The sequence below is a fragment of the Pantoea sp. SM3640 genome (genome assembly GCF_015654165.1).
Classification (GTDB): Bacteria; Pseudomonadota; Gammaproteobacteria; order Enterobacterales; family Enterobacteriaceae; genus Pantoea; species Pantoea vagans.
The window spans coordinates 3,776,869-3,802,152 of sequence record NZ_CP064872.1 but is presented as its reverse complement, the minus strand read 5'-3'; the positions used below and the strand labels follow the sequence as shown (position 1 = coordinate 3,802,152).

22 protein-coding genes are annotated in these 25,284 nt (G+C 56.2%); 9 read left to right on the top strand and 13 right to left on the bottom strand.

Annotated elements, in window-relative coordinates; translation table 11 throughout:
• Positions 1–146: 146 nt before the first annotated feature.
• On the top strand, positions 147–1,058 hold the full coding sequence (gene glyQ, locus IV493_RS17565; RefSeq protein ID WP_003849680.1) for a glycine--tRNA ligase subunit alpha: 912 nt from the start codon (positions 147–149) through the stop codon (positions 1,056–1,058).
• Between the two features lie 9 nt (positions 1,059–1,067).
• Positions 1,068–3,137, top strand: a complete 2,070-nt coding sequence (glyS, locus tag IV493_RS17560; RefSeq protein ID WP_195857519.1) for a glycine--tRNA ligase subunit beta — start codon at positions 1,068–1,070, stop codon at positions 3,135–3,137.
• Positions 3,138–3,496: 359 nt separating this feature from the next.
• Here glyS and IV493_RS17555 read toward each other — a convergent pair whose 3' ends face one another.
• The 5 genes from IV493_RS17555 to fdnG are packed head-to-tail and all read right to left on the bottom strand — an operon-like array spanning position 3,497 to position 9,656.
• Positions 3,497–4,108: a glutathione S-transferase gene (locus IV493_RS17555; RefSeq protein ID WP_195857518.1), complete on the bottom strand. Its 612-nt coding sequence runs from the start codon at positions 4,106–4,108 to the stop codon at positions 3,497–3,499.
• Positions 4,109–4,129: 21 nt separating this feature from the next.
• Positions 4,130–5,053, bottom strand: a complete 924-nt coding sequence (fdhE, locus tag IV493_RS17550) for a formate dehydrogenase accessory protein FdhE (protein ID WP_195857517.1) — start codon at positions 5,051–5,053, stop codon at positions 4,130–4,132.
• Positions 5,053–5,694 (bottom strand): formate dehydrogenase cytochrome b556 subunit, encoded by a 642-nt coding sequence (fdoI, locus tag IV493_RS17545; protein WP_010257478.1) that lies wholly within the window; start codon positions 5,692–5,694, stop codon positions 5,053–5,055. Before fdoI ends, fdhE begins: the two co-directional genes overlap by 1 nt.
• Complete coding sequence (fdxH, locus tag IV493_RS17540; RefSeq protein ID WP_195857516.1) at positions 5,694–6,593, bottom strand: formate dehydrogenase subunit beta; 900 nt, start codon at positions 6,591–6,593, stop codon at positions 5,694–5,696. Before fdxH ends, fdoI begins: the two co-directional genes overlap by 1 nt.
• 12 nt (positions 6,594–6,605) lie before the next feature.
• Complete coding sequence (gene fdnG, locus IV493_RS17535; RefSeq protein WP_195857515.1) at positions 6,606–9,656, bottom strand: formate dehydrogenase-N subunit alpha; 3,051 nt, start codon at positions 9,654–9,656, stop codon at positions 6,606–6,608.
• A 395-nt stretch (positions 9,657–10,051) separates the two neighbouring features.
• On the opposite strand from fdnG, the gene fdhD reads away from it, so the two are divergent.
• Positions 10,052–10,876, top strand: a complete 825-nt coding sequence (fdhD, locus tag IV493_RS17530) for a formate dehydrogenase accessory sulfurtransferase FdhD (RefSeq protein ID WP_195857514.1) — start codon at positions 10,052–10,054, stop codon at positions 10,874–10,876.
• Here fdhD and IV493_RS17525 read toward each other — a convergent pair.
• Positions 10,873–11,649: a DeoR/GlpR family DNA-binding transcription regulator gene (locus IV493_RS17525; protein ID WP_195857513.1), complete on the bottom strand. Its 777-nt coding sequence runs from the start codon at positions 11,647–11,649 to the stop codon at positions 10,873–10,875. The two genes, fdhD and IV493_RS17525, sit on opposite strands and share 4 nt — an antisense overlap.
• Before the next feature lie 206 nt (positions 11,650–11,855).
• On the opposite strand from IV493_RS17525, the gene IV493_RS17520 reads away from it, so the two are divergent.
• The 3 genes from IV493_RS17520 (at position 11,856) to IV493_RS17510 (ending at position 15,267) form a co-directional block, all read left to right on the top strand.
• Complete coding sequence (locus tag IV493_RS17520) at positions 11,856–13,196, top strand: aspartate aminotransferase family protein (protein WP_013359622.1); 1,341 nt, start codon at positions 11,856–11,858, stop codon at positions 13,194–13,196.
• Positions 13,197–13,478: 282 nt separating this feature from the next.
• Positions 13,479–14,096, top strand: coding sequence for a superoxide dismutase [Mn] (sodA, locus tag IV493_RS17515; RefSeq protein WP_013359624.1), 618 nt, complete (start codon positions 13,479–13,481; stop codon positions 14,094–14,096).
• Positions 14,097–14,298: 202 nt separating this feature from the next.
• Positions 14,299–15,267, top strand: coding sequence for a VirK/YbjX family protein (locus IV493_RS17510; RefSeq protein WP_013359625.1), 969 nt, complete (start codon positions 14,299–14,301; stop codon positions 15,265–15,267).
• An 8-nt stretch (positions 15,268–15,275) separates the two neighbouring features.
• On the opposite strand, the gene IV493_RS17505 is transcribed toward IV493_RS17510, so the two are convergent.
• The 6 genes from IV493_RS17505 to IV493_RS17480 all read right to left on the bottom strand — a co-directional run bounded on the left by IV493_RS17505 (position 15,276) and on the right by IV493_RS17480 (position 22,514).
• Positions 15,276–15,638 (bottom strand): YibL family ribosome-associated protein, encoded by a 363-nt coding sequence (locus IV493_RS17505; RefSeq protein WP_013359626.1) that lies wholly within the window; start codon positions 15,636–15,638, stop codon positions 15,276–15,278.
• A gap of 103 nt (positions 15,639–15,741) precedes the next feature.
• Positions 15,742–16,335, bottom strand: coding sequence for a mannitol operon repressor MtlR (mtlR, locus tag IV493_RS17500; protein WP_013359627.1), 594 nt, complete (start codon positions 16,333–16,335; stop codon positions 15,742–15,744).
• A 16-nt stretch (positions 16,336–16,351) separates the two neighbouring features.
• Positions 16,352–17,500 carry a mannitol-1-phosphate 5-dehydrogenase gene (gene mtlD / locus IV493_RS17495; RefSeq protein WP_095706425.1) on the bottom strand — a complete coding sequence of 383 codons (1,149 nt, stop codon included), beginning with the start codon at positions 17,498–17,500 and terminating at the stop codon, positions 16,352–16,354.
• 96 nt (positions 17,501–17,596) lie between these two features.
• Positions 17,597–19,531 (bottom strand): PTS mannitol transporter subunit IICBA, encoded by a 1,935-nt coding sequence (locus IV493_RS17490; protein WP_033734707.1) that lies wholly within the window; start codon positions 19,529–19,531, stop codon positions 17,597–17,599.
• 433 nt (positions 19,532–19,964) lie between these two features.
• Positions 19,965–20,681, bottom strand: coding sequence for a DUF3053 domain-containing protein (locus IV493_RS17485; protein WP_013359631.1), 717 nt, complete (start codon positions 20,679–20,681; stop codon positions 19,965–19,967).
• A gap of 234 nt (positions 20,682–20,915) precedes the next feature.
• A complete protein-coding gene (locus tag IV493_RS17480; protein ID WP_195857512.1) occupies positions 20,916–22,514 on the bottom strand; it encodes a gamma-glutamyltransferase family protein in 1,599 nt (532 codons plus the stop codon).
• A gap of 733 nt (positions 22,515–23,247) precedes the next feature.
• Here IV493_RS17480 and IV493_RS17475 point away from each other — a divergent pair.
• On the top strand, positions 23,248–23,544 hold the full coding sequence (locus tag IV493_RS17475; protein ID WP_010257438.1) for an HTH-type transcriptional regulator: 297 nt from the start codon (positions 23,248–23,250) through the stop codon (positions 23,542–23,544).
• 39 nt (positions 23,545–23,583) lie between these two features.
• On the opposite strand, the gene IV493_RS17470 is transcribed toward IV493_RS17475, so the two are convergent.
• A complete protein-coding gene (locus IV493_RS17470; RefSeq protein ID WP_095706423.1) occupies positions 23,584–24,180 on the bottom strand; it encodes an HD domain-containing protein in 597 nt (198 codons plus the stop codon).
• Positions 24,181–24,243: 63 nt separating this feature from the next.
• Between IV493_RS17470 and IV493_RS17465 the strand changes: the two genes are divergently transcribed.
• A complete protein-coding gene (locus IV493_RS17465; protein WP_095706422.1) occupies positions 24,244–24,708 on the top strand; it encodes a MarR family winged helix-turn-helix transcriptional regulator in 465 nt (154 codons plus the stop codon).
• Between the two features lie 95 nt (positions 24,709–24,803).
• The gene (locus IV493_RS17460) at positions 24,804–25,232 is read left to right on the top strand and encodes an organic hydroperoxide resistance protein (RefSeq protein ID WP_013359635.1); all 429 of its coding nucleotides are present in this window, start codon (positions 24,804–24,806) and stop codon (positions 25,230–25,232) included.
• The last annotated feature ends 52 nt before the right edge of the window (positions 25,233–25,284 follow it).

The following is a 25,284-nucleotide window of genomic DNA, read 5'->3' as shown; positions in this document are numbered from 1 at the left end:
GATTCGGAGCCATCTGTATGCCGGCCCCCGAAATTACCGTGAAAACGCGCTGGAACCGTCCGGGATTTACGGCTGCACATCGCGCGGTCAAAGGGTATACTGTCGGCCTCTTTTTTTAATCTAACCGAAGCGCGTGCACACTTAACATGCAAAAGTTTGATACCAAAACCTTTCAGGGGCTGATCCTGACCTTGCAGGATTACTGGGCGCGTCAGGGCTGCACCATTGTCCAACCGCTGGACATGGAAGTGGGCGCTGGCACTTCACACCCGATGACCTGCCTGCGTGCACTCGGCCCGGAGCCGATCGCCGCCGCCTACGTGCAGCCATCCCGCCGTCCTACCGATGGCCGCTACGGTGAAAACCCGAACCGTCTGCAGCACTATTACCAGTTTCAGGTGATCATTAAGCCGTCACCGGACAACATTCAGGAGCTCTATCTCGGCTCGCTGAAAGAGCTGGGTATGGATCCGACGGTGCATGACATTCGCTTTGTGGAAGATAACTGGGAAAACCCGACGCTGGGTGCCTGGGGACTCGGCTGGGAAGTGTGGCTCAACGGCATGGAAGTGACGCAGTTCACCTACTTCCAGCAGGTTGGCGGCCTGGAGTGTAAGCCAGTGACCGGTGAGATCACCTACGGCCTGGAGCGTCTGGCGATGTACATCCAGGGCGTCGACAGCGTTTACGATCTGGTCTGGAGCGACGGCCCGCTGGGCAAAACCACCTACGGCGACGTGTTCCATCAGAACGAAGTGGAGCAATCCACCTATAACTTCGAATACGCCGACGTCGACTTCCTCTTTACCTGCTTTGAGCAGTACGAGAAAGAGGCGCAGCATCTGCTGGCGCTGGAAAAACCGCTGCCACTGCCCGCCTACGAACGCATTCTGAAAGCGGCGCACAGCTTTAACCTGCTGGATGCGCGCAAAGCGATCTCGGTAACAGAGCGTCAGCGCTATATTCTGCGCATTCGTACCCTGACCAAAGCCGTGGCTGAAGCTTACTACGCCTCTCGCGAGGCAATGGGCTTCCCGATGTGCAATAACAAAAAGTAAGAGGCAGCCATGACTGAACAAACTTTCCTGGTGGAGATCGGCACCGAAGAGCTGCCACCAAAAGCCCTGCGCAGCCTGGCAGAAGCCTTTGCCGCGCAGGTTACCGCTGAACTGGATGCCGCCAACCTGAGCCACGGCGAGGTCAGCTGGTTTGCTGCGCCGCGTCGTCTGGCGCTGAAAGTCGCAAACCTGAGCGCCTCACAACCCGATCGGGAAGTGGAGAAGCGCGGTCCGGCGGTCGCTGCGGCGTTTGACGCTGACGGCAACGCCACCAAAGCCGCAGAAGGCTGGGCGCGTGGCAACGGCATTACGGTCGATCAGGCTGAACGCCTCGCCACCGATAAAGGCGAATGGCTGGTTTATCGCGCCCAGGTCAAAGGCGAAGCGGCTCAGGCACTACTGCCGGCGATGATTGCGACCGCACTCAGCAAGCTGCCCGTGCCAAAACTGATGCGCTGGGGCGACAGCGATGTGCAATTCGTTCGTCCGGTTCACACCGTGACGATGCTGCTGGGCGATGAGCTGATTCCTGGCACTATTCTGGGCATTAAGTCAGATCGCGTTATTCGTGGTCACCGCTTTATGGGTGAAAGCGAAATCACGCTCGACAACGCCGATCAGTACCCGGATGTGCTGGAAAAACGCGGCCAGGTCATTGCCGACTATCAGGTCCGCAAAGCGATGATTAAAGCTGATGCCGAAGCGGCCGCACGTCGCTTAGGCGGTAACGCCGATATCAGCGACAGCCTGCTGGAAGAGGTGACGTCGCTGGTGGAGTGGCCGGTCGTCCTGACCGCGACCTTTGAAGAGAAATTCCTTAAGGTGCCTGCGGAAGCGCTGGTCTACACCATGAAAGGCGATCAGAAATATTTCCCGGTTTACGACAATGACGGCAACCTGATGCCGAACTTCATTTTCGTCACCAACATCGAATCCAGCGATCCGCGCCAGATTATCTCCGGCAACGAGAAAGTGGTACGCCCACGCCTGGCCGATGCGGAGTTCTTCTTTAATACCGACCGCAAAAAACGTCTGGAAGATAACCTGCCGCGTCTGGAGACGGTGCTGTTCCAGAAAGAGCTGGGCACGCTGCGCGATAAAACCGATCGCATTCAGACCCTGGCGGGCTGGATTGCCGGTGAAATTGGCGCCGATGTGAATCACGCTACCCGCGCGGGCCTGCTGTCGAAGTGTGACCTGATGACCAACATGGTCTTCGAGTTCACCGACACCCAGGGCGTGATGGGCATGCACTATGCGCGTCACGACGGCGAAGCCGAAGATGTGGCGGTTGCGCTGAACGAGCAGTATCAGCCGCGCTTTGCCGGTGACGATCTGCCATCCAGCCCGGTTGCCTGTGCGCTGGCGATTGCCGATAAAATGGATACGCTGGCCGGTATTTTCGGCATTGGTCAGCATCCGAAAGGCGACAAAGATCCGTTCGCACTGCGTCGTGCGGCGCTGGGCGTGCTGCGTATCATCGTTGAGAAGAACCTGCCGCTCGACCTGCAAAAGCTGACCGAAGAAGCGGTACGTCTGTATGGCAGCAAGCTGAGCAACGCTCGCGTGGTGGATGATGTGATCGACTTTATGCTGGGTCGCTTCCGCACCTGGTATCAGGAAGAGGGTCACAGCATCGATACGCTGCAGGCAGTTCTGGCGCGTCGTCCGACCCGTCCGGCTGACTTTGATGCACGTATGAAAGCAGTGTCGCACTTCCGTACGCTGGAAGCCGCTGCAGCGCTGGCAGCGGCGAACAAGCGCGTCTCTAACATACTGGCAAAGTCGACCGAAACGCTGAATGAAAGCGTGCAGGCATCGCTGCTGAAAGAGAACGAAGAGATCCAGCTGGCGACCTTTGTCACCGCACTGAGCAGCAAGCTGCAACCTTACTTTGCTGAAGGCCGCTATCAGGATGCGCTGGTCGAACTGGCCCAGCTGCGTACCGCGGTAGACAACTTCTTCGACAAAGTGATGGTGAACGCCGACGATCAGGCAGTGCGGGTCAATCGCCTGACGCTGCTGTCAAAACTGCGTGAGCTGTTCCTGCAGGTCGCGGATATCTCGCTGCTGCAGTAATCCTCTTAGCGTAGTGCGGAAAAGGGACGAGCAATCGTCCCTTTTTTTATGGGATTTTTCAGGCCGGGAGGGCCTCCCGATAGCGTGTTTACTCAAAGCACCTGTCTTAATGCTCAGCTCTGGCTGACGACTGCAGATGAAGTGGATTGCCTGCGTTTCAGTTGTGCTGAAGATCCCTGAATTCCTCTCTAATCTGTATGGTTTTACCCTATCCGGTAATGACCGTGGCTGAACCGCTGGTAAAATGCGCTGGCGCGTTGTTGAAAACCGGATACTCGCAACGCCATCTGTAAATATCCGATTTCTGAGAGAGTGACTCCGCAGGGTATGAAACTGACAGCTGCCAGCCACCGCACCCATCACGCCGCAGGCGGCGTCGTCCGCGCAAAGCTCTCGCGCTGAAACAGCGTTTCCGCCAGCTTCACCAGTGTCGGACGTTCGACACACCAGTTGGGCACCACGCGACGAAAATTGAGGTAGCCGATCAAGCAGCCGGTGGCGATATCCGCCAGATTAAGCTGACCGTTGTTAAGCCATTTGCCCTCTGCGGCCTTCGCTTCCAGCATATCGAGACTGCGCTGAATTTTTTCACGATTACGCAACAGCACCTCTTCCGACTGCAAATCCCCCGGACGCATCTGTTCGCGCACGATCACCAGCGCGGCATCACTGACCCCATCCGCCAGCTTCTCCAGCTGACGAATGTTAAGTGACTCAAGCGGATCGGCAGGGAGTAAAGCCGGCTCCGCGCCGCGCAGTTCCAGAAATTCGGCGATGATGCTGGAGTCGAACCAGATTTGCTTATCGTCAGCGACCAGCGCCGGGACTTTGCCCAGCGGATTGTAGTGCGGCACGTGGCTGTCATCGCTATAAGGCGATGCGTTAACGAATTCAAACGTAATGCCTTTTTCCAGCATGATAATCGAAATCTTACGCACAAACGGGCTGGTATAGCTGCCAATCAGTTTCATCGGGTTCTCCGGATTCAGTGACTATTCGCCAGGAAACATAAAGGGATTGAGACTGCTGCGTGCGAAGCCTTCCTGCTCCATTTTTGCATCGAGTATCAGCGACGCCAGGTCATCGGCCACCGGTTCAATAGCCGGATCTTTCTCCTGATAGAGCATCTTCAGGTAGGTGCCGCAGTCGCCGCAGCTCTCTGCCTTCACCGCCGCATGCTCGCTGTCGAGCGACCAGTAATGCAGATCGCGGGACTGTTCGCACTGGGTACATTTGCTGCGCACCACGTGCCATTCACTTTCGCACAGATTGCAGTGCAGATAGCGCGCACCTTCATGACTGCCCATATGCACCACGCTGGCGACCGGCATGCTGGCGCAGACCGGACAGAACTGGCGCTGATCGCCCATCTCCGCGCGTGCTTTGCCCGGGATCAGGGCCGCCATCTGCGCCCAGTAGAGCGAAAGCGCCGCCCAGATAAAGGGGGCTTTATCGCTGCTGACTTGGGCATATTCGCCGGTAAACAGCGCGCTGGCCAGGGTTTCCAGCTCGGTGGCTGACGCCTTCTCCAGATTCTCCAGCACTGCCAGTGCCTGACCGCTCATCTCCGGCTTCAGCTCGGCAATCAGCGAGTGCAGCAGCCGTTGCCAGTGTGCATCGCGCGGCAGGGTATGGATGTTCAGCGGCGGCTTGCCCTCGCTGGCGCTCTGCGTCAGTCGGGCATGCAGGTCGATGTGCAGCGGATGGTCATACAGCACAATCTCCTGTGCTTCAGCGATCACCGCCGCAAAGCGCAGATAGTCGCCGAGTGGATTTTTCGCCGCCATGTCGCGCAGTCGCGCGGCACGACGGCTGTATAAATTTTTCAGCCGTGGAAAAAGTAACGGCGGAATCATCTCCGCCGTTGTCTTTTCGCCTTTCTCCAGCTGGTCCTGCGGGATTATGCGAATACTCATCAGGGGCGTTTTTCCTGTTTTATTGGCGGATTACGCTGCTCACGATACCAGCGAGGATGATGCTGTCTGGCCCATTCGGCGCTGACCCAGCCTTCCACCATCGCGGTCAGTGTGCCTTTGACCCACAATGCAGCATAAATATGCACCATAATGACGATGATCAGCGCCACCGCTGACACCGAATGCACAACCAGCGCCAGACGAATCAGCGGAATGGCAAAGGCATCAGCAAAGTATGGTCGCCAGATCACAATGCCGCTGGCAAGCAGCAATACTAAGCTGATGATAGCAGCCCAGAACACACACTTCTGACCAAAGTTATATTTACCGGTATCACCGACCTCTTCATTCAGCGCAATCCGGTGAATATTTCTGGCCCAGTAAAGGTCATCGCGATTAATCAGGTTGTGTTTCCAGTAACGTAAAAACATCAGCATAAAAGCGACAAACATCACCACGCCAACAAAAGGATGCAGAATACGCGCCAGTTGTGGTGTGCCAAATATCTGCATCAGCCAGTTAAACGACGGAAAGAAAAACCCTAATCCGCTTAATGCGGCCATGACAAAGCAAATCGCGACGATCCAGTGATTGATGCGTTCAGGTGCGCGATAGCGCACCAGATGATCGGGCTTCTTCATTATTGATGCTCCTCAGGCTGATCGTCGTTGTCGTCGTGCTCTTCAGTGACGCGATTCGGGCCAACGCCAACATAGTGGAAGATTGAGGCGGCAAACGTCGCGGCAAAACCGACCGCTGCCAGCGGTTTCCAGATCCCCTTCCAGAAGGTCACGGTCGGGCTGATGCCCGGATTCGCAGGCAGGCAGTGATAAAGCTGAGGCTTGTCCGCATGATGCAGCACATACATTACGTGGGTGCCGCCCACGCCTTCCGGATTGTAGAGGCCAGCCTGCGCAAACCCGCGTGACTTCAGCTCCGCCACCCGTTCATCCGCCAGCGTCAGCATGTCGCTTTTGCTGCCGAAATGAATGGCACCGGTCGGGCAGGTCTTCACACAGGCGGGTTCCTGACCGACGCTGACGCGATCCACGCACAGGGTGCATTTGTAGGCGCGGTTATCCTCTTTATTGAGTCGTGGCACGTTGAACGGGCAACCTGCGATGCAGTAGCCGCAGCCGATGCACTGCTCCGACTGAAAATCGACGATGCCGTTGGCATACTGAATGATGGCGCCTGCCGACGGGCAGGCTTTCAGGCAGCCTGGATCGGCGCAGTGCATGCAGCCATCTTTGCGAATCAGCCAGGCCAGCTTGCCGTTCTCTTCGACTTCAGAAAAGCGCATCACCGTCCAGGATTTGGCGGTCAGGTCGGTGGGATTGTCATAAACCCCGATGTTGTGGCCGACCTCATCGCGGATGTCGTTCCACTCAGAGCAGGCGACCTGGCAGCCTTTGCAGCCGATACAGGTGGTGACGTCGATAAGTTTCGCCACTTCGCGCTGGTGATCGCGCGCCTGCGGCGGCGGGGTAAAGCCATTGGTCGCAGAGCGACGGATAATATCTTGTGATTGATAAGCCATAGTCATCTGCCGTTACGCTTTTTCAACTTTCACTAAAAATCCCTTGTACTCCGGGGTCTGCGAGTTGGCGTCGCCAACCGAAGGCGTCAGCGTATTGGCGAGGAAACCTTTACGCGTGGTGCCTTCAAAGCCCCAGTGACAGGGAATGCCCACGGTATCAACCGGCCTGCCGTCAATCATCAGACGCTGCAGACGACGTGTGACCACTGCTTTGGCTTTGATATAGCCTCGACGTGACGTGACTTTGACGCTGTCTCCGGCCTGAATGCCTTTCTCCTCTGCCAGCTCAGTGCCGATCTCGACAAACTGCTCCGGCTGCGCGATTGCATTCAGCAGGGCATGCTTGGTCCAGTGGCGGAACAGCTCGGTGATGGAGTAGGTGGTGGCGACGCAGGGATAGTCGGCGGCCTCACCCAGCTGCGCGGCGTCGCTACTGAACAGACGGACCACCGGACTGTGACGCTGCTGCGGATGCAGGGGATTGTCGGCGAGCGGACTTTCCATCGGTTCGTAGTGTGCCGGGAACGGGCCGTCGGCCATTTTATCGAGTGCAAACAGGTGGCCTAGACCATCGGGCTGCATGATAAACGGACCGGCCTGCTTCTGCGGCGACAGCGTCACCGGGTAATCCGGTACGTCGATGCCGTGCCAGCGTGTGCCATCCCATTCAATCAGGCGGCGCTGCGGATCCCAGGCTTTACCCTGTGCATCCGCGGAGGCACGGTTATAAAGAATGCGGCGGTTAGCGGGCCAGGCCCAGGCCCAGCCTGAGACGGCCCCCAGTCCCGACGGATCGGCGTTGTCGCGTCGTGCCATCTGGTTGCCTTCCGGCGTCCAGCTGCCGCTGTAGATCCAGCAGGAGCTGGCAGTGGTGCCATCGTTATGCAGCTCAGAGAAGCCGTTGAGCTGCTGACCTTTTTTCAGCAGCAGTTTGCCGCTGGCGTCATAAATGTCGGCCAGCGCCTGCCCGTTGTTCTCCTTCGCCACCTCTTCCGGCTCAGGATTGAACGGGTCGTGGTAGTCCCAGCGCATCGCCATCAGCGGCTCAGGGGCTGCACCGCCTTCCAGGAGGTAGAGCGCGCGCAGACGCATAAACAGATTGCCGAGGATTTTGCCGTCGTGCAGCGCTTCAGCAGGTGGCTCGGCGGCTGCCCAGTGCCACTGCAGCCAGCGCGACGAGTTCGCCACCGAACCCGACTCTTCGGCGAAGCAGGAGGAGGGCAGGCGGAATACTTCGGTCTGGATAGTCGATGGATCGACGTCGTTGAATTCGTCATGATGCTGCCAGAAGCTGGCGGTTTCCGTGCGCAGCGGATCGATCACCACCATATATTTGAGGCGCGAAAGGGCCCGAACGGCTTTGTTTTTGTCCGGGAAGGCGGCCAGCAGGTTGAAGCCCTGAATCAGGCAGCCGTTCAGCGCGCCCTGCTCCATCATCTCCGCCTGCGCCATGCAGTCATAGGCCTTGTCCCACTTCGGCAGCCAGTCGTAGCCCCACTGATTCTCCGCCGTGGCGTTATCACCATAGAAACTCTTCATCAGGCTGACGAAAAACTTGTCGATGTTCTGCCAGTAGTTGACCTGGTCCGGCAGCGCCGCCACCGGCGTGGCCTGTTGCAGGTAAGTCGCCAGCGTGGTCATCTTCTCGGACGGCAGCGGCAGATAGCCCGGCAGGCTCTGCGCCAGCAGGCCGAGGTCGGTGTAACCCTGCACGTTGGAGTGACCGCGCAGCGCATTGATACCGCCACCTGGCATACCGATGTTGCCCAGCAGCAGCTGGATCATCGCCGCCGTGCGGATAATCTGCGAACCGTTGGTGTGGTGGGTCCAGCCCAGCGCATAGAGGATGGTTGCGGTGCGATTAGGCACGCAGGTGGAGGCGAGCTGCTCGCACACCGTAATAAAGGCGTCCTGCGAAGTGCCGCACATCCGCGTCACCATTTCCGGGGTGTAACGGCTGGCGTGGGTTTTCAGCAGGTTCAGTACACAGCGTGGATGGCTGAAGCTCTCATCGCGTCGCGCATGGCCGTTTTCATCCAGCTCATAGTGCCAGCTCTGGCGATCGTACTGACGGGTTTCCGCATCGTAGCCGCTGAACAAACCGTCGCTGAAGCTGAAGCCTTCGCTGACAATCAGCGCTGCGTTGGTAAAGGCGCGAACATACTCCTGCTGAATCTGATTGTGCTGCAGCAGATAGTTGATCACCCCCATCAGGAACACCACGTCGCTGCCTGCTCGCAGGGGTGCATAGAAGTCGGCGACCGCTGCAGATCGGTTAAAGCGCGGATCGACCACGATAACCTGTGCATTATTATGGATCTTGGCTTCAATCACCCATTTAAAGCCAACCGGATGCGCCTCGGCGGGGTTGCCGCCCATGATCATCACCACGTTGGCGTTTTTGATGTCATTCCAGTTGTTGGTCATCGCACCGCGACCAAAGCTCGGGGCCAGCGCCGCTACGGTCGGGCCGTGACACAGGCGCGCCTGGTTTTCCAGCGCCAGAATACCCAGCGCGCGGGCAAATTTCTGATCGAGCAGGCCGGTTTCATTACTGGCGGCGGAGGAGCAGAGCATCGACGTGGTCGGCCAGCGGTTTACCGTTACGCCAGCGGCGTTGGTCGTCTGGAAATGAGTATCGCGATCCTGCTTCATCAGGCGGGCAATGCGGTCAAATGCCTCATCCCAGCTGATGCGCTGCCATTTATCGGAACCCGGAGCGCGGTATTCCGGGTATTTCAGGCGCTGTTCGCTGTGAATAAAGTCGAGCACGCCTGCGCCTTTCGGGCAGAGCGATCCGCGACTGACCGGATGGTCAGGATCGCCTTCGATATGGTAAATCGAGGCACGGGCATTTTTTGCACCATCGCCCAGACTGTAGATCAGCATGCCGCAACCGACTGAACAGTAGGTGCAGTTATTGCGTGTTTCTCTGGCACGAATGAGTTTGAATTCTCTGACGCTGGCTAACGCTGTGGTGGGGGCAAAACCGAGTAATGCCGCGCTGGTGCCTGCCAGCCCGCCAGCACAGATTTTGAAAAAACTCCGTCTGTTAATCTGCATTTTATCGTTCTTCTTTATTGGCTCCATTGCGAAGCCTTGCAAAATAGCAGTCCTGGTTGACTGTAAGTTGACCAGGGTCAACACGTTAGTCATTAGTAATTCTTTTTCTCAATTTTGTTAAAAATCCTCGGTGGTGTATTTGTGCTGCAAGCAGATTTTCAGACGGCGCAGATAATTACTGTTGTTTTATGCTTACTGATGTTAACGCGTAAAAGAGAACTATTCGCATTGTGTCCGCCAGCAGGCGCGGCTACGCCTTTTGGGGGAGAAAACCGCATGAATTGCCCCGCTGTTTATTTGCGCTGAATGGGGCTAAAAGGCAGAATCAGAGCGCGTCAGTGCTCTGCCGACTCGGGCACTGAATTACATAATTTATTAACAACAGGTCATACTTTTTGAAAGCTATCCAGCCTGACTCAGGCGAAGATTTAACAATTCAGGCCGGCGTCAGCAGGACGCAGGTGTGGCAGCGTAAAGACCTGACTGATGCGCAGGATGACTGGCTGGCGGATGAAGTGCCGGTGGCGCTGGTCTATAACGGCATCTCGCACGTGGTGATGATGACTACGCCCAAAGATCTGGAGGCGTTTGCGCTGGGCTTCTCGCTGTCAGAGGGCATTATCGACGCGCCGGGCGACATTTTCGGCATGGACATCGTGCCGGGCTGTGACGGCATTGAGGTTCAGATTGAGCTTTCCAGCCGCCGTTTTATGGCGCTGAAAGTGCAGCGTCGCGCGCTGGCAGGCCGGACCGGCTGCGGCGTGTGTGGCGTTGAACAGCTGGATCAGATTGGCAAGCCGCTCTCTCCGCTGCCGTTTACCCAGACCTTCGCGCTGGAGCAACTGGATCGGGCGCTGGGCCAGCTGAAAGATTATCAGCCGGTCGGACAGAAAACCGGCTGCACCCATGCGGCCGCGTGGATCCAGCCCGACGGTCAGCTGGCCGGAGGCTGTGAAGATGTGGGTCGCCATGTGGCGCTGGATAAGCTGCTGGGGTATCGCAGCCAGTCAGAGTGGGGACCGGGCGCGGTGCTGGTCTCCAGCCGCGCCAGCTATGAAATGGTGCAGAAGTCCGCCATGTGCGGCGTCGAGATCCTGTTCGCGGTTTCAGCCGCGACCCGCCTGGCGGTTGAGGTGGCTGAGCGCTGCAATCTGACGCTGGTCGGCTTCAGTAAACCTGGCCGCGCCACTGTCTACAGCCATCCTCAGCGACTGCGTTAAACCACCATCACTCCTGACAGCGTCTGCTGCAATGCTTCAAGGGCGGCACCGTTGTCGCCGTCGCTGTCGGTAATCAGCAGAGAGATTGTCTGCGGCGGCGCGTAAACCGTGCGGCTGACCACGCCCAGTTTGGTGTGATCGGCCAGCAGATAGCAGGCTGCAGATTGCTGCACCATCGCTCTGGCAATGGCCGCTTCGTGCGGATGAAAACTGCTGGCACCCCGATTCGCCTCAATGCCGACCGGCGACAGCAGCGCGACGTCGGCGCGATAGCGGACGATCTCGCCTACGGTGATTTCGCCGCGCGTCTGGTGCGCACCCGCTGACATCATCCCGCCCAGCAAAATAATCTGGTTATTCAGCGGCCGATCTTCTTCTCCGGCGCTCAGCGCCAGCGCGGCCTGCAGGCTATTGGTGACTATCGTCAGGCCGGAAAGGGCGTGCAGCTCCTCTGCCAGCAGGGTAGTAGTGCTGCCCGCATCCAGAAACAGCGTCTGTCCCGGCTGCAGCAACTGTGCAGCGGCGCGGGCGATGGCGCGCTTCTCGCGGGTCTGCGTACTGCGGCGTTGTGTCAGCGGCGGTTCAGCCGCCGTTTCAATCGCCACTAATCCGCCGTGAACGCGACGCGCCAGACCCAACGCTTCCAGCTCAATGATATCGCGGCGCGCGGTTTCGCGAGACACCCCCAGCTCCCTGATGATGCGTTCGGTACTGACCTGATTAAGCCGGGTCAGTAAGGCACGGATGCGATGAAGGCGCGTTTCCTGCAGCATAGAGATTTCCTTATAAAGCGCGAAGAGCACGGATGATACGCCACTGACGCGAAAGATGCCGTCTGAATCAGAGGGAAGCTTAGCGCGGGGATCGGCCAGCGTCATGTGTATTTTATTGTATTTGTGTATTTGGTTGCATTTTGGATTCAGGCAGGCATGATACAGGGGTCAGCTCTTCCTCCTTCATCCTTGTCACGGGAGTCATTATGGCCACGCGTTCTACCATTATGGATACCAACAGTTTCCGCGCCGAACATGCCGATGCGCTCGACAGCGAAACGCGCAAACTGACCGATAAACGCAGCAAAGTGCTTGGCGAATCCTATCGCCTGTTCTATCGCAAACCGGTTCATCTGGTGCGGGGTGAAGGGCAATATCTGTGGGACGCGGCGGGCGATAAATATCTCGACGTCTACAACAACGTGGCGAGCATCGGCCATTGCCATCCGGCCGTGATTGAGGCGGTGACGCAGCAGATGAAAATGCTGAACACTCACACCCGTTACCTGCATGAAAATATACTCGACTACAGCGAAGCGCTGCTGGCGACAACGCCTGCGGCGATCGATCGCGCGATGTACATGTGCACCGGGTCGGAAGCCAATGACCTGGCGATCCGCGTGGCGCGCGCTTTCAGCGGCGGTACCGGAATTATCGTCAGTAAAGAGGCCTATCATGGCACCAGTGAGCTGACCTCTGGCGCTTCTCCGGCGCTGGGTAGTGGACAGCCGCTGGCACCTACCACGCGGCTGGTGATGCCACCGGATGCGTATCGTGTGGATGCGCCGGACCTGGGTGACTGGTTCGCTGATCAGATTCAGCAGCAGATTGATGATATGGCGGCGCATGGCATTAAATTTGCTGGTTTCCTGGCGGACTCGATCTTCTCTTCGGACGGGGTGCTGCCGAATCCGCGCGGCTTCCTGAAAAAGGCGGTCGATGTGGTGCATGCCAACGGCGGTATCTTTATTGCTGATGAAGTCCAGCCTGGCTTTGGCCGTACCGGCGATGCGTTCTGGGGCTTTGGCCGCCACGATGTGGTGCCTGATGTGATTACCACCGGTAAGCCGATGGGCAATGGTATTCCGGTGTCCGGGCTGCTGGCAAAAAGCGACGTGCTGGCCGCCTTCAGTGACTCGATTCCCTACTTCAATACTTTTGGTGGTAATCCGGTGGCGATGGCGGCGGCGCAGGCAGTGCTGAACGTGATCACCGAAGAGGGATTACAGGAACACAGCCGCGTGGTCGGCGCGAAGCTGCTGGCGGAGTTGCAGACCCTGATGGATCGCTATGAGTGCGTGGGCGACGTGCGCGGTGCCGGACTGTTTATCGGCTTTGAACTGGTCACCGATCGTCACAGCAAAACGCCGGATAAAACCCTGGCGCTGAACCTGATCGAGAAGCTGCGTGAACATCGTGTGCTGACCTCGGTCGCTGGCCCGTATGGGAATGTACTGAAACTGCGTCCGCCATTGGCTTTCCAGGAAAGCGACATCGACTGGCTGGTTGGCGCACTCGACAACTCACTGCGCGAGCTGGGTCAGTAAGGCACAGGGCAGGGCAGACGCGGCATCCGGGCAGGCAGCGTGCTTGCTGCTGCCTTGGCTTAAGCGCGCCGCGTGCGCTGTCGGATAAGTCAGAAAAGCCTGAGTCAGCAGCAGCACACTGAAAAAACAATGGGTTGCTTTTGCCGGGTTTCGCAAATCCTTATGGTTAATAGGGCATTGATTACCCTTTTACGCTACATGAATTTAACTATAATGATTCGACTGCTTACGCGGCACGTCCCGAATTCGTCGTGCTGCTCACACTAAATGGAGAGGAAGAACATGAGTTATTCACTGCCATCCCTGCCTTACGCATACGACGCACTGGAACCGCATTTCGACAAGCAGACGATGGAGATCCATCACACTAAACACCACCAGACCTACGTGAACAACGCGAACGCAGCGCTGGAAGGTACTGAATTTGCTAATCTGCCGGTAGACGAGCTGATCACCAAACTGGATCAGCTGCCAGCAGACAAAAAAGGCCCACTGCGTAACAATGCTGGCGGCCACGCTAACCACAGCCTGTTCTGGAAAGGCCTGAAAACCGGCACCACGCTGCAGGGCGACCTGAAAGCGGCTATCGAGAAAGATTTCGGTAGCGTGGAAAAATTCCAGGAAGAGTTTGAGAAAGCTGCCGCCACCCGTTTCGGTTCTGGCTGGGCATGGCTGGTTAAGAAAGGCGACAAACTGGCTGTGGTTTCAACCGCAAACCAGGACAACCCATTGATGGGTGAAGCGGTTGCCGGCGTTTCTGGCTTCCCGATCATCGGTCTGGATGTGTGGGAACACGCTTACTATCTGAAATATCAGAATAAGCGCCCTGACTACATCAAAGCGTTCTGGAACGTGGTTAACTGGGACGAAGCGGCAGCCCGCTTCGCATCTGCTAAATAAGTTAACCAAACGTAAACGTAATGAAGATAAAACCGGTGAAATCTATTTCGCCGGTTTTTTTTGTCCTTATTTTGTGCATTGCCAAAATGAAATGAAAATCGTCAATTATCGGTTTTAATGTTATTCCACATTAACTTTCTGTTGATATTGACTATGTTATGTTCAGTGACATTCCTGCTTAACTCACTGTGTGTCGCTGACTATGTCAATTATAACTACTCACGAAAATACGACCGAATCCTCTGCTTCACTTTTTTTCCAGTTAATCAGTGGCAAATACATTCCGGATAAACTCTGGAACAGTAAACGTTTTCGTCTGAAATTTGTGTTAAGAACCTTAATATCGCCGCTGACCACGCTGCATTATCTGGATGCACTGTCGCATCTGCCGCAACTCCCGTTGCTGATGAGCACTCAGGGATTGCTGCCAGCCAAGCTGCACCGGCCCTATCTGCGTTCAGGCATGAGCATTGCTGCGCGTGCGCAGGCGATTCTCGACCACTACACGCTGATGAACAATCTCGACAATCCTGTGCTGCGTCAGCTGCTGCAGAGCGCTTCAGAAAATCCGCTGGCCGCGCTGACCGGAAAAAATGGCGAAGCTTTTTTACTCTCCTGCAGTTCCGGTTATTTTGATCGTGAAGGGGAAGTGACGCTGGTATTGCGTTATAACGACGAAATTATTGCTTCACTCTCATTTTCGATTCTTAACGAGAATAACCAGCGCACCTTATTAATTGGCGGATTACAGGGGCCGCGGAAACATATTAATAATGAGATGATCCGCGAGGCGACCAAAGCGGCTCACGGTCTCTTCCCGAAACGCCTGTTAATGGAAGCGGTATTTATTGTGGCGAAGCAGTGCGGCGTGGAAAGTATTCAGGCAGTAGGCGATGAGACCCATGTATTTCGCAGCCTGCGTTATCGCCACAGCAAAGGGGATAAATTCTTTGCCAGCTACAGTGAATTCTGGCTGTCGCTGAGTGGTGAAGCGCGCAGGGATGGGATGTTTACGCTGCCGCTGAGCCTGCCGCGTAAAACGCTGGAGGAGATTGCCAGTAAGAAGCGGGCAGAGTATCGCCGCCGTTATGAACTGCTGGATGCGCTGGCGGAGCAGGTTTATGCCGCCGCCGGCGAACGCAAAGCCGATGTCGATCAGGCTGCTGCCTGATCGACCCGTCAGAATGCGGTTTTAGCGAAGCCCGTCATCGCTTTAAGACCCATCTCACGTCCCAGCGCGGTCATTGGATGCACCACCACCAGGCCGCGCACGCTTTTCTTCAGCGCACCCAGATTTGCCTGCTCTTTTTTAGTAATTTCGCGGCTGAAGCCCATCTTCTGCAGCTTCTGCGCTTCGGCACTCAGTTTTTCAACCCGCTGACCGCGCAGACGCTCGATCTCAATGACCAGCGCTTCTTTCTCTTTCAGCAACGCGCCCAGTTTCTCGACATCACCTGATTCCAGTAACTGCGGCTCTTTGCGGTTCAGTGCGTCCAGCTTATCGCTGAGAAGTTTAATTTCGTTCTTTTCTTGCTCTTTCATGACAACAACTCGTTGAGGAAAACAGGCCAAGGATACACCAAATCTGACGTATATTCCCGGCCAGGTTAAGACGAAAAAGGCGTCGTGATGACGCCTGACAGGATTAGCTACCGGACTTTTTAAACGCCTGCTTCATACTGATGCGGGCGATCAGCTCGGTGAGCGACAGGACCATGGTGGATCGCACCATCTGCAGATAGCGCTGCTGCTGCATGCTGCGCAGCTCAGCATCGTCGGTGTGAAACACCGGCGCAGGTGGCCAGGCGGTGACGCAGTGCAGCTCACCAAACGGGCCCAGGATCTCATCGTCGGTAAAACGATAATCGCCGCTGTCGTGATTCAGCTCTTCGCGCAGCGCCAGCAGCAGTTCACCATCTTCATATTCGTGGCGACTGATGACGCCAAGTCCGTAAATCAGCTTCAGGCGAACCGAGAGTTCGCCCAGAGGACCATCGCCCAGCAGCAGCGGTTCTACCGCATATTTCACCGCATAGTCATCTTTACGAAACACCTGCAGCACCAGCAGATTGACGGCCTCAGCCAATAGCTCAACGGCGGCGATCAGAAAGCTTCTCACCGAACGACCGGCGTTCAGGCGCTCAAGCACCCGGTTCTCAAAAGCCTGCTTCTCTTCCATTATTGCCTGCATGGGTTCAATACCGCCGTCGGGCGCAGGTGAACTGCGCCCGGCTTGCATCACTAACACGCGCGCATTATGCCATAGCGTGCCAGGCGCTCACCACAGAAGCCACCACTTCGCTGTCAGCATCCAGCCCTGAAATCTCAGCCAGGGTCGCCTGTGGGCCTTTTTCAGCCAGCAGTGTAGCCAGCTCCTGCGCCTGGGGGTCCTGATCGCTGCGATAGTGCATTGCGGCGGCAATGCCCTGCACCAGGCTGGCGTGCGGCAAACCATACTCCAGCGTGCCCAGCGTCGGCTTGATCAGGCGATCGCCCGCGCTGAGTTTACGCAGCGGCTGACGGCCCACGCGCTCCACATCATCTTTCAGATACGGATTTTCAAAACGACCCAGAATCTTCCGGATGTAGGCCGCATGCTTCTCCGCGTCAAAACCGTAACGTTTGATCAGCACCGCGCCGCTCTCTTCCATTGCGCCTTTCACCACGGCCCGGATTTTTTCGTCGAGGATGGCGTCGCGAATGGTCTGGTGACCGGCCAGCTGGCCGAGGTAGGCGGTAATGGCGTGACCGGTGTTCAGGGTAAAGAGTTTACGCTCAACAAAGGCCATCAGATTATCCGTCAGCTCCATGCCCGGAATGGTCGGCAGGTCGCCTTTAAACTGAGTTTTATCGACGATCCATTCGCTGAAGGTCTCAACGGTCACTTCCAGCGGATCGGTGCTGCCGGCTTCAGACGGGGGCACGATGCGATCGACAGCGGAATCCACAAAGCCGACATGCTGCTCCAGCCAGGCGTGATACTGCTCCGGCAAGGCTTTCAGCACGTGCTGTTTCAGCTGGCTGGTGCCGCGCACCATATTTTCACAGGCGATGATATTTAACGGACGGGTGTTGCCGTTGTCGCTGCGTTTTGCCAGCCCTTTAGCCACACTGCCGGCAATACGCTCCAGAATCTGCGGACCCACGGCGGTGGTGACCAGATCGACTTCAGACACCAGGGTGATGATCTCATCGCTGGTGCTGTTGACCGCACTGACGCCTTTAACGGTTTCCACTTTGGCCTGCTCGCCAACCACATGAACGGGATACTCATGACGCGCGTTCAGTGCATCCAGCACCGTCTGATTCACATCAGCAAAAACCAGTTCGATACCTGCATCAGCCAGTAATTTGCCGATAAAGCCGCGACCAATGTTTCCTGCTCCGAAATGTAACGCTTTCATAATTTTTGACCCATATCAAATGACGATGGGGCGGGCAAACCCGCCCCAGGAAATCGGGACGGGCATGACCGCCCCAGGGAAAATAATTGCTATAAATTACGCGATTACAGGCTTACCTGACAGCAAATCCAGCACTTCCTGGACGCTGGTGGTATTCGCCAGCTTCTCAATCACGCTGTCATCATCCAGCGCGTTGGTCAGGCTGGTGATCACCTGGATGTGCTCGTTGTTGCGGGCCGCAATACCAATCACCAGGCGCGCCACATCGTCCGGCTCTTCGCCGAACAGAACGCCTGCCGGATACTGACAGAACACTACGCCGGTTTTCAGCACGCGATCTTTCGCTTCAACCGTGCCGTGTGGTACTGCGATCGACTCACCGAGATAGGTCGGCGTCAGTTTTTCACGCGCCAGCATCGCATCAATATATTCAGGTTCAACGTAACCACCTTTGACCAGCTGTTCGCCGGCAAAGCGAATCGCCTGCTCTTTGTTGCTGGCGGTCAGACCGAGGAAGACATTATCCGCGCCCAGTTTAAACAGGTGCGCATTGCCTTCATCGTAGCTGTCTGAGAGCGCGGTATTCACCGTCTCACGATGTACGTCGCTGCGGTTCGCCGCCACCAGACGCTCGGTCAGGGTGCTGTAGAGCGCGCTGTCGAGGAAGTTATTCAGCGAGATATGCTGGGCATGCGGCGCCTGGCGAATCGCGCGTTCAGTCAGGTCACGATGCGTAATCACCAGATCGACATCACCCGGCAGGGCGTTGATGGCGGTGTTGGTTACCGACACATTGCTCAGACCGGCGTCCTGCACTTTCTTGCGCAGCACGCCTGCACCCATGGCGCTGGAACCCATACCGGCGTCACAGGCCACGATGATTTTACGCACGTGATGCAGCTCGACGCTCATGGCATCGCTGGCGACGGCGCCGCCTGCTGTGCTCTGGCCTTTAGACTGCGCTTTCATCTCATGCATGCGCTGGGTCGCGGCTTCAATATCGTCATCTTCTTTGACTTTGCTGGTTTTCAGCAGGATAGCGGAAACTACGAAGGAGACGGCGAAGGCTGCAGCGATAGCGGCGATGTTGGCGAAGTAGGCACCTTTTGGCGTCATTGCCAGCACGGCTAGGATAGAACCTGGTGAGGCAGGAGAGACCAGGCCACCGTTCAGCACGGTCAGCGTGAAGACGCCGGTCATACCGCCCAGGATAACCGCCAGCAGCAGGCGAGGGGCCATCAGCACATACGGGAAGTAGATCTCATGGATGCCGCCGAGGAAGTGGATAATCGCCGCACCGCCCGCAGACTGTTTAGCACTGCCACGGCCAAAGAACATGTAGGCCATTAGTACGCCCATACCCGGACCCGGGTTGGCTTCGATCAGGAAGAAGATCGACTTACCCGCTTCGCTCGCCTGCTGGATACCCAGCGGTGAGAAAATACCGTGGTTAATGGCGTTGTTCAGGAACAGGATTTTCGCCGGTTCCACGAAGATGGAAGTCAGTGGCAGCAGGTTGTTCTGCACCATCAGATTCACGCCTGCGGCGAGAATGTGTGACAGACCTTCAACCAACGGACCGATTGCCAGGAACGCCAGCAGTGCCAGGATCATCCCGATAATACCGGCCGAGAAGTTGTTAACCAGCATCTCGAAGCCGCTTTTGATTTTGCCGTCAATCGCCCGGTCAAACGACTTAATTGCCCAGCCGCCCAGCGGACCGGCAATCATCGCACCGAGGAACATCGGCATATCTGCACCGACAATCACACCCATGGTCGTAATCGCGCCAACCACGCCGCCGCGATCGCCGCCCACCAGACGCCCACCGGTAAAACCGATCAGCAGAGGCAGCAGGTAGGTGATCATCGGGCCAACCAGTTTTGCCAGCGTTTCGTTAGGGATCCAGCCAGTTGGAATAAACAGTGCGGTGATGATACCCCAGGCGATAAACGCCCCGATGTTCGGCATCACCATATTACTCAGAAAGCGACCAAAGCTCTGTACTTTGACCTTCACTGATGAGGACATAAACCCACCCCTTATTGAGACGCGCTGCAATAGGAGAGCGCGCTTGTTTTTGTTTAGCCACCCCGACGCAAAGCCGGTGGTATTACTGTATGCACGCGGACTCTATCACGCGAATTTGACGCTGCGTAGCGCATGGAGCAAGTGTGATCTGTGTCACTGATTGAGGGTGGTGGAAGGGGTGATTTGCGTGATTTTGATCACATTTTTGTCGGCATTAATGATCGTTTTGCCTGGTTTCTGGCCGGACTGGCAGGTTATCTGTGAGATGAATCACACTTATCGGCAGGGTATTTGTTATATAAATGTGACTTAGATCACAAACTATTTTTGGTCGAAAATGCGCCAGATCACACTTCATTATCCAGGTGACAGGAAGAGAAATGAAAAGGGGAATGAGCCGGGCAGACGAATAACGCCTGCCCGTTAAACGGTTTTACTGCAGACCACCCTGGACGGCAGCCTGTGCCTGAGGAAGTGCCTGCGAATTGGCTGATAAAGTGCTCATCAGCGCGTTATATTGTGAAGCCTGATCCTGCGTCGGGAACTGCACGCCACCATCATTGAAGCTGACACGGTTTCCCTGCGTTTGCAGGAAATCGCCGGCCTGTACGGCACCCTGACTCAGCGCCTGGAGTTTTGGCAGCAGCGGAATCAGCTGATTGGCAGGCACCGTCACCACTTTGTTATAGGCGGTGTCATAGACTTTTTTCAGGTCATCCGGCTGCTTCAGGGCCGCTTTGCTGCTGTCCGCCTGCATTTTTGCGCTTTCAATCTGCTGGGTAACGATCACCAGTGCGCTGTTCGCCTGACGCAGGGAATCACGACGGCTAAGATAATCCTGCGGAACGCGAATGGCCGAAAGCTCATCCACCACCGGACGCATACCCTGCTCAACGGCCTTGTTCGCCTGCTGTGAGAAGCCATACATGATGGCGTAATCGCTGGCGAAGTTGCCAAAGCTCTGCTTCTGATTCTCGCTGAGGCTGGGCAGATGCTCGCCGCTGCGCATGACGGTGTTCTGGAGGAAATCGATAAATGCTTTGCGCTGCTCGCCTTCTTTATCACCGCACGCGGTGAGTTGCAGCACAATCAGCGCGCCAGCGAGCATCATGCCGCCGCGTGCCATAAGGCGTGTAAGTCCTGAAGCCATGGGTTCAACTCCTGTCGGTGATACTGTCGGATGTCCAGGTAAGAATGGCCTAAAGAATAGAACAAACCCGCATCACGGCACAATGTGAAACCACCTGTGAAACAGACGCTTTCTGAAACGCCGGTTAAAGAACGGGATTGTCTGCGTGTCAGGGCAAGCTGCTTTGCCTGCCATTGCGGGCAAAGCGTGTAGCTGAAAGGCACGCTTAGCGACATGACGCGCGCTGGCGCGGCCTTAAAACACTACCGCCTGACCATCTTTGCGACTCTCGCTGGCTGCGATATAGAAGCCCTGCGGATCGCGTACGATTACCTGTGCGCCACCAAAATTGTAGTTACTCAGAGGGTCTTCCAGCACCACATTGTGCCCCATACGGCGCAGCGTGCTCAGGGTATTGCGATCGAGAGTGGATTCAAACACCACCTCACGTCCCTGTACCACGCGCCAGCGCGGCGCATCAATCGCGGCCTGCGGATTCTGCCGGTGCAGCATAATCCGCAGCGCCAGCTGAACGTGTCCCTGCGCCTGCATCGGGCCGCCCATCACGCCAAACGCCATCAGCGGCTGGCCCTGCTGATCCAGCGCAAAGGCCGGAATGATGGTATGGAAAGGCCGCTTACCGCCCGCCACAACGTTGGGATGCTCCGGGTCGAGTGAAAAGCCTGCGCCACGGTTCTGCAGGCTGATGCCGGTATCGGGTACGACCACGCCAGAGCCAAAGCCCATGTAATTGGACTGGATGAAAGAGACCATCATGCCGCTGGCATCCGCTGCCGCGACATACACCGTGCCGCTTTGCTGCGGTGATCCAAAGCGGAAATCTCCTGCTTTATCAGGGTCGATTAATGCTGCCCGCTGGCGGATGTACTCTTTGCTCAGGAGTAATTCAGCCGGAAATTCGAGGTGATCCTCGTCAGTGACATAACGGTCCAGATCAACCAGCGCCAGTTTCATCGCCTCAATAGAAAGATGCAGCCACTGCGGTGAATCGGGTGCATAGCGATTGATCTCCCACGCTTCCAGAATGCCGAGCGCAATTAAGGTCGCGATCCCCTGACCATTCGGCGGCAGCTCCTGCACCGATCCGCCAGCAAACGGATGCGACAGCAGGGTAACCCAGTCAGCACGATGGTTTTTTAAATCCTCCAGCGTCAGCGCCGCGCCATGTTCGCGGGCGAAGGCCGCCATTTTCTGCGCCAGTGCGCCGCGATAAAAACTTTCACCCTCAGTCTCAGCAATCTCCTGCAGGGTGCGGGCCTGCGCCGGGTTGCGGAACAGTTCGCCCGTACGCGGTGGACGGCCCTGCGGCGCAAAGCAGTCGCTGAAACCAGGCTGATCCCGCAGCTTGTCATAGCCGCGCTGCCACAGCTGACCAATCAGCGGAGAGACCGGAAAGCCGTCGCACGCATAGTCAATTGCCGGTTGCGCCAGGGTGGTCAGCGGTAAGGTGCCGAAGCGCTGCGCCAGCGTCACCCACGCCGAGACGGCGCCCGGCACAGTGACAGACTCCCAGCCGGTTTCAGGCATCGCGCTCAGAGCGGCAAAGCGTTCGGGACGCCAGGCGGCGGGCGCCCGACCTGAAGCATTTAAGCCATGCAGCTCGCTGCCGTCCCAGACAATCGCAAACGCATCACTGCCGATGCCGTTTCCGGTCGGCTCCAGCACGGTTAAGGCGATGGCGGTGGCGATAGCCGCATCCACGGCGTTCCCACCCTGTTGCAGCATCCGTAAACCCGCCTGTGCCGCCAGCGGTTGCGAGGTTGCGACGGCATTGCGGCCCATCATCGGCACGCGATGAGAGGGATAGCCGACGTTAAAATCTGTTTCACGCATCGCTTTTCCTTAAAGAGGTCAGGAGTGAATTTTCCCGTCATCAGCACGTGATTCCACAGCTGCACGTTTAGCGCGCAAAGGGCTCGTTTTTAGCCGCCAGCTGCACCGTTATGAGGCGTCAGCCGTTTCGTTAGGATGACTGTTGATTCATCTGACGATGCAGGGGCGTTAAGAGTAAAAGATTTCTCCGCACTGCACTGTGAGCCGCCGCGCGCCAGGGTTCAGGCGCTAACCAGGACTATTCTTAAATTAATCAGAACCGTGAATATAAGTGTTCAGGAAGTAAACCATTGGCGTATATTTTGCACTCACAAGGTGAAGAGGTGTAGTGCTTCACAGAAATGAGAATATGCCTGAGAAAAGCTTGATGGCATCCACATAAATCGCAAACACCACTTGATTTTTTTGCACGCTATGCCAGCACAAAAATCAACTGCCTCAGCAGGTTAGAGGTGCTGGAACATTTCCGGCAAACCATAGTGAAAAAAATAATTATAAATTGCGCGGCAAATAGTCAGGTCTCTATCCATACTTAGTCTCCCGGCATTTGTTGCATTGACCTGACATCATTTAAGCAGTGCACCGCAGGCTGTGTCCCGTAATGGTTTTTCTCATAACAAAAACAAACCCTTGCGGGATCCAGCCTGAAACAGGCCCGGTTTCAGAGTCCTGACTTCAGGCTCGTACCTCTCTACTTTCACGTGCTTCATAGTGAGTTTTTAAGGAGTTCTCTATGGAATTAAAAGACCCGATGTTTGAATTGCTCAGCAGCCTTGAGCAGATTGTTTTGACACGTGATGATCGCGCCGCCGAGTTACTTATTCAGCGTCAGCAACCCGCCCAGCCAGAGCCGCAGCGTCTGCGTGAAATGACCGGCATGCAGGTTGATGAATTTGCAAAAGTGATGGGCGTGAGCGTCTCTTCCGTGAAAAGCTGGGAAGCGCGACGTACCCGTCCTTCCGCGACGGCGCAGAAATTAATGAAGTTATTGCATGCCAATCCCTATCTGGGACGGCAGTTGCTTGAATAATCAGGCATCACGAGAAGAACCCGCCGCTGGCGGGTTTTTTTATGCGCGCATTTCGCTGTATTTAGCGGCCTGTTTCACAAACCAGCTCTCTGGCACGTTGTAGGGAGGCTCCCGCAGTTGGGCAAGGCCGCTTTCAATGATCGTTGACGCCTGTTGCCATAACTGCGCATCACCCTCCTTCAGCAGCGCAATCTGTATCTGTTTTTCCACCAGATAGACCCGAGCAAAGTCAGGATCAAAACGCACAATCGCGCGGGTATTGTCGATGATGTCAGCCAGTTTGATCGTCTGCGCCTCAGGACTGGCACTGGCCGTATGGCGAAAGTGCGCCAGTTTACGGGCCGCCCGATTTTTTGCCGCTGTGGGTGTGCTGTCGGTCAGCATCTCCACCAGGCTGGCCACGTGCGCACCAAACCGGGCTTCGATATCCCCCAACGTGGCAGAGGTATCTTCTACGGTGTCGTGCAGCCAGGCGGCGGCTAACATGGCATCGTCATGAGTGACGCTGCGCACCAGCTCCACTACCGCAGCCGGATGAACAATGTAAGGCTCATCGGTATATTTCCGGCGCTGACCGGCACCGGCATGTGCCTCAGTGGCGAAACGACGCGCCTGTTCTTCCAGTGAATCCTGCATGCTATTTCTCCTGACAAAAAAGTTTGCTTGCAATTATCTAGCGCGCTATCTATATTAATCATCATGAACTGTGATCAAGATGACAAAAAAGTGAAAACGATGCCACTGTTGGTCGATCAGCAACTCTGTTTTGCGCTTTATTCTGCCAATCTGGCGATGAATAAAGTCTATCGACAGTTGCTGAGCCAGCTCGACATTACCTATCCGCAGTATCTGGTGATGCTGGTGTTGTGGCAGAAAGATGATGTCACGGTGTCAGAGATTGGCGAGCAGCTTTTTTTAGATTCGGCAACATTAACGCCACTGCTGAAGCGGCTGGAAAGCGCAGGTCTGATTAACCGACAGCGCACCCGGCAGGATGAACGCCAGGTTGCGGTAACGCTAACAGAGGCTGGCCGCGCGCTGCGCGTTAAGGCTGAAGCGATTCCTGAAGCGGTTAAATGTGCCACAGCCTGTGACGATGATGCCCTGCTGGCGCTGAAATTACAGCTCGATGGGTTGCGTGATAACCTGAATCAATCACGATAAATATTGCCGACGGATGCGCTGCATCCGTTGAACCTCACCGCCTGATTACGGTTAAATAAGTAGCAGGCGATTAAATAGCGTAACGGAGAAATGTCATGTCTTTAGAACAAGTGGTTTACCGCGCCAAAGCCAAAGCAACCGGTGGTCGCGATGGTCGTGCAACCTCTTCTGACGGTGTACTGGACGTTAAACTGGGCGTGCCAAAAGAGATGGGCGGTGCAGGCGGCGAAGTGACTAACCCTGAGCAGCTGTTTGCTGCAGGCTACTCTGCCTGCTTCCTGGGTGCGATGAAGTTTGTTGCTGGCCGCGACAAAATCGCGATGCCAAAAGATGCGTGGATTGAAGGTGAAGTCGGTATCGGTCCTATCCCTGATGGCTTTGGTATCGAAGCGACCCTGAATATTCATCTGCCAGAGATGGATGAAGCAGAAGCGCAGAAGCTGGTTGATGCGGCGCATATCGTTTGTCCTTACTCAAACGCTACCCGCAACAACATCGACGTTACGCTGAACATCATTCGCTAAGCGTGCCGCGGGCCTGAACCATCAGGCCCGCATTTTTCATTCATCACATCCT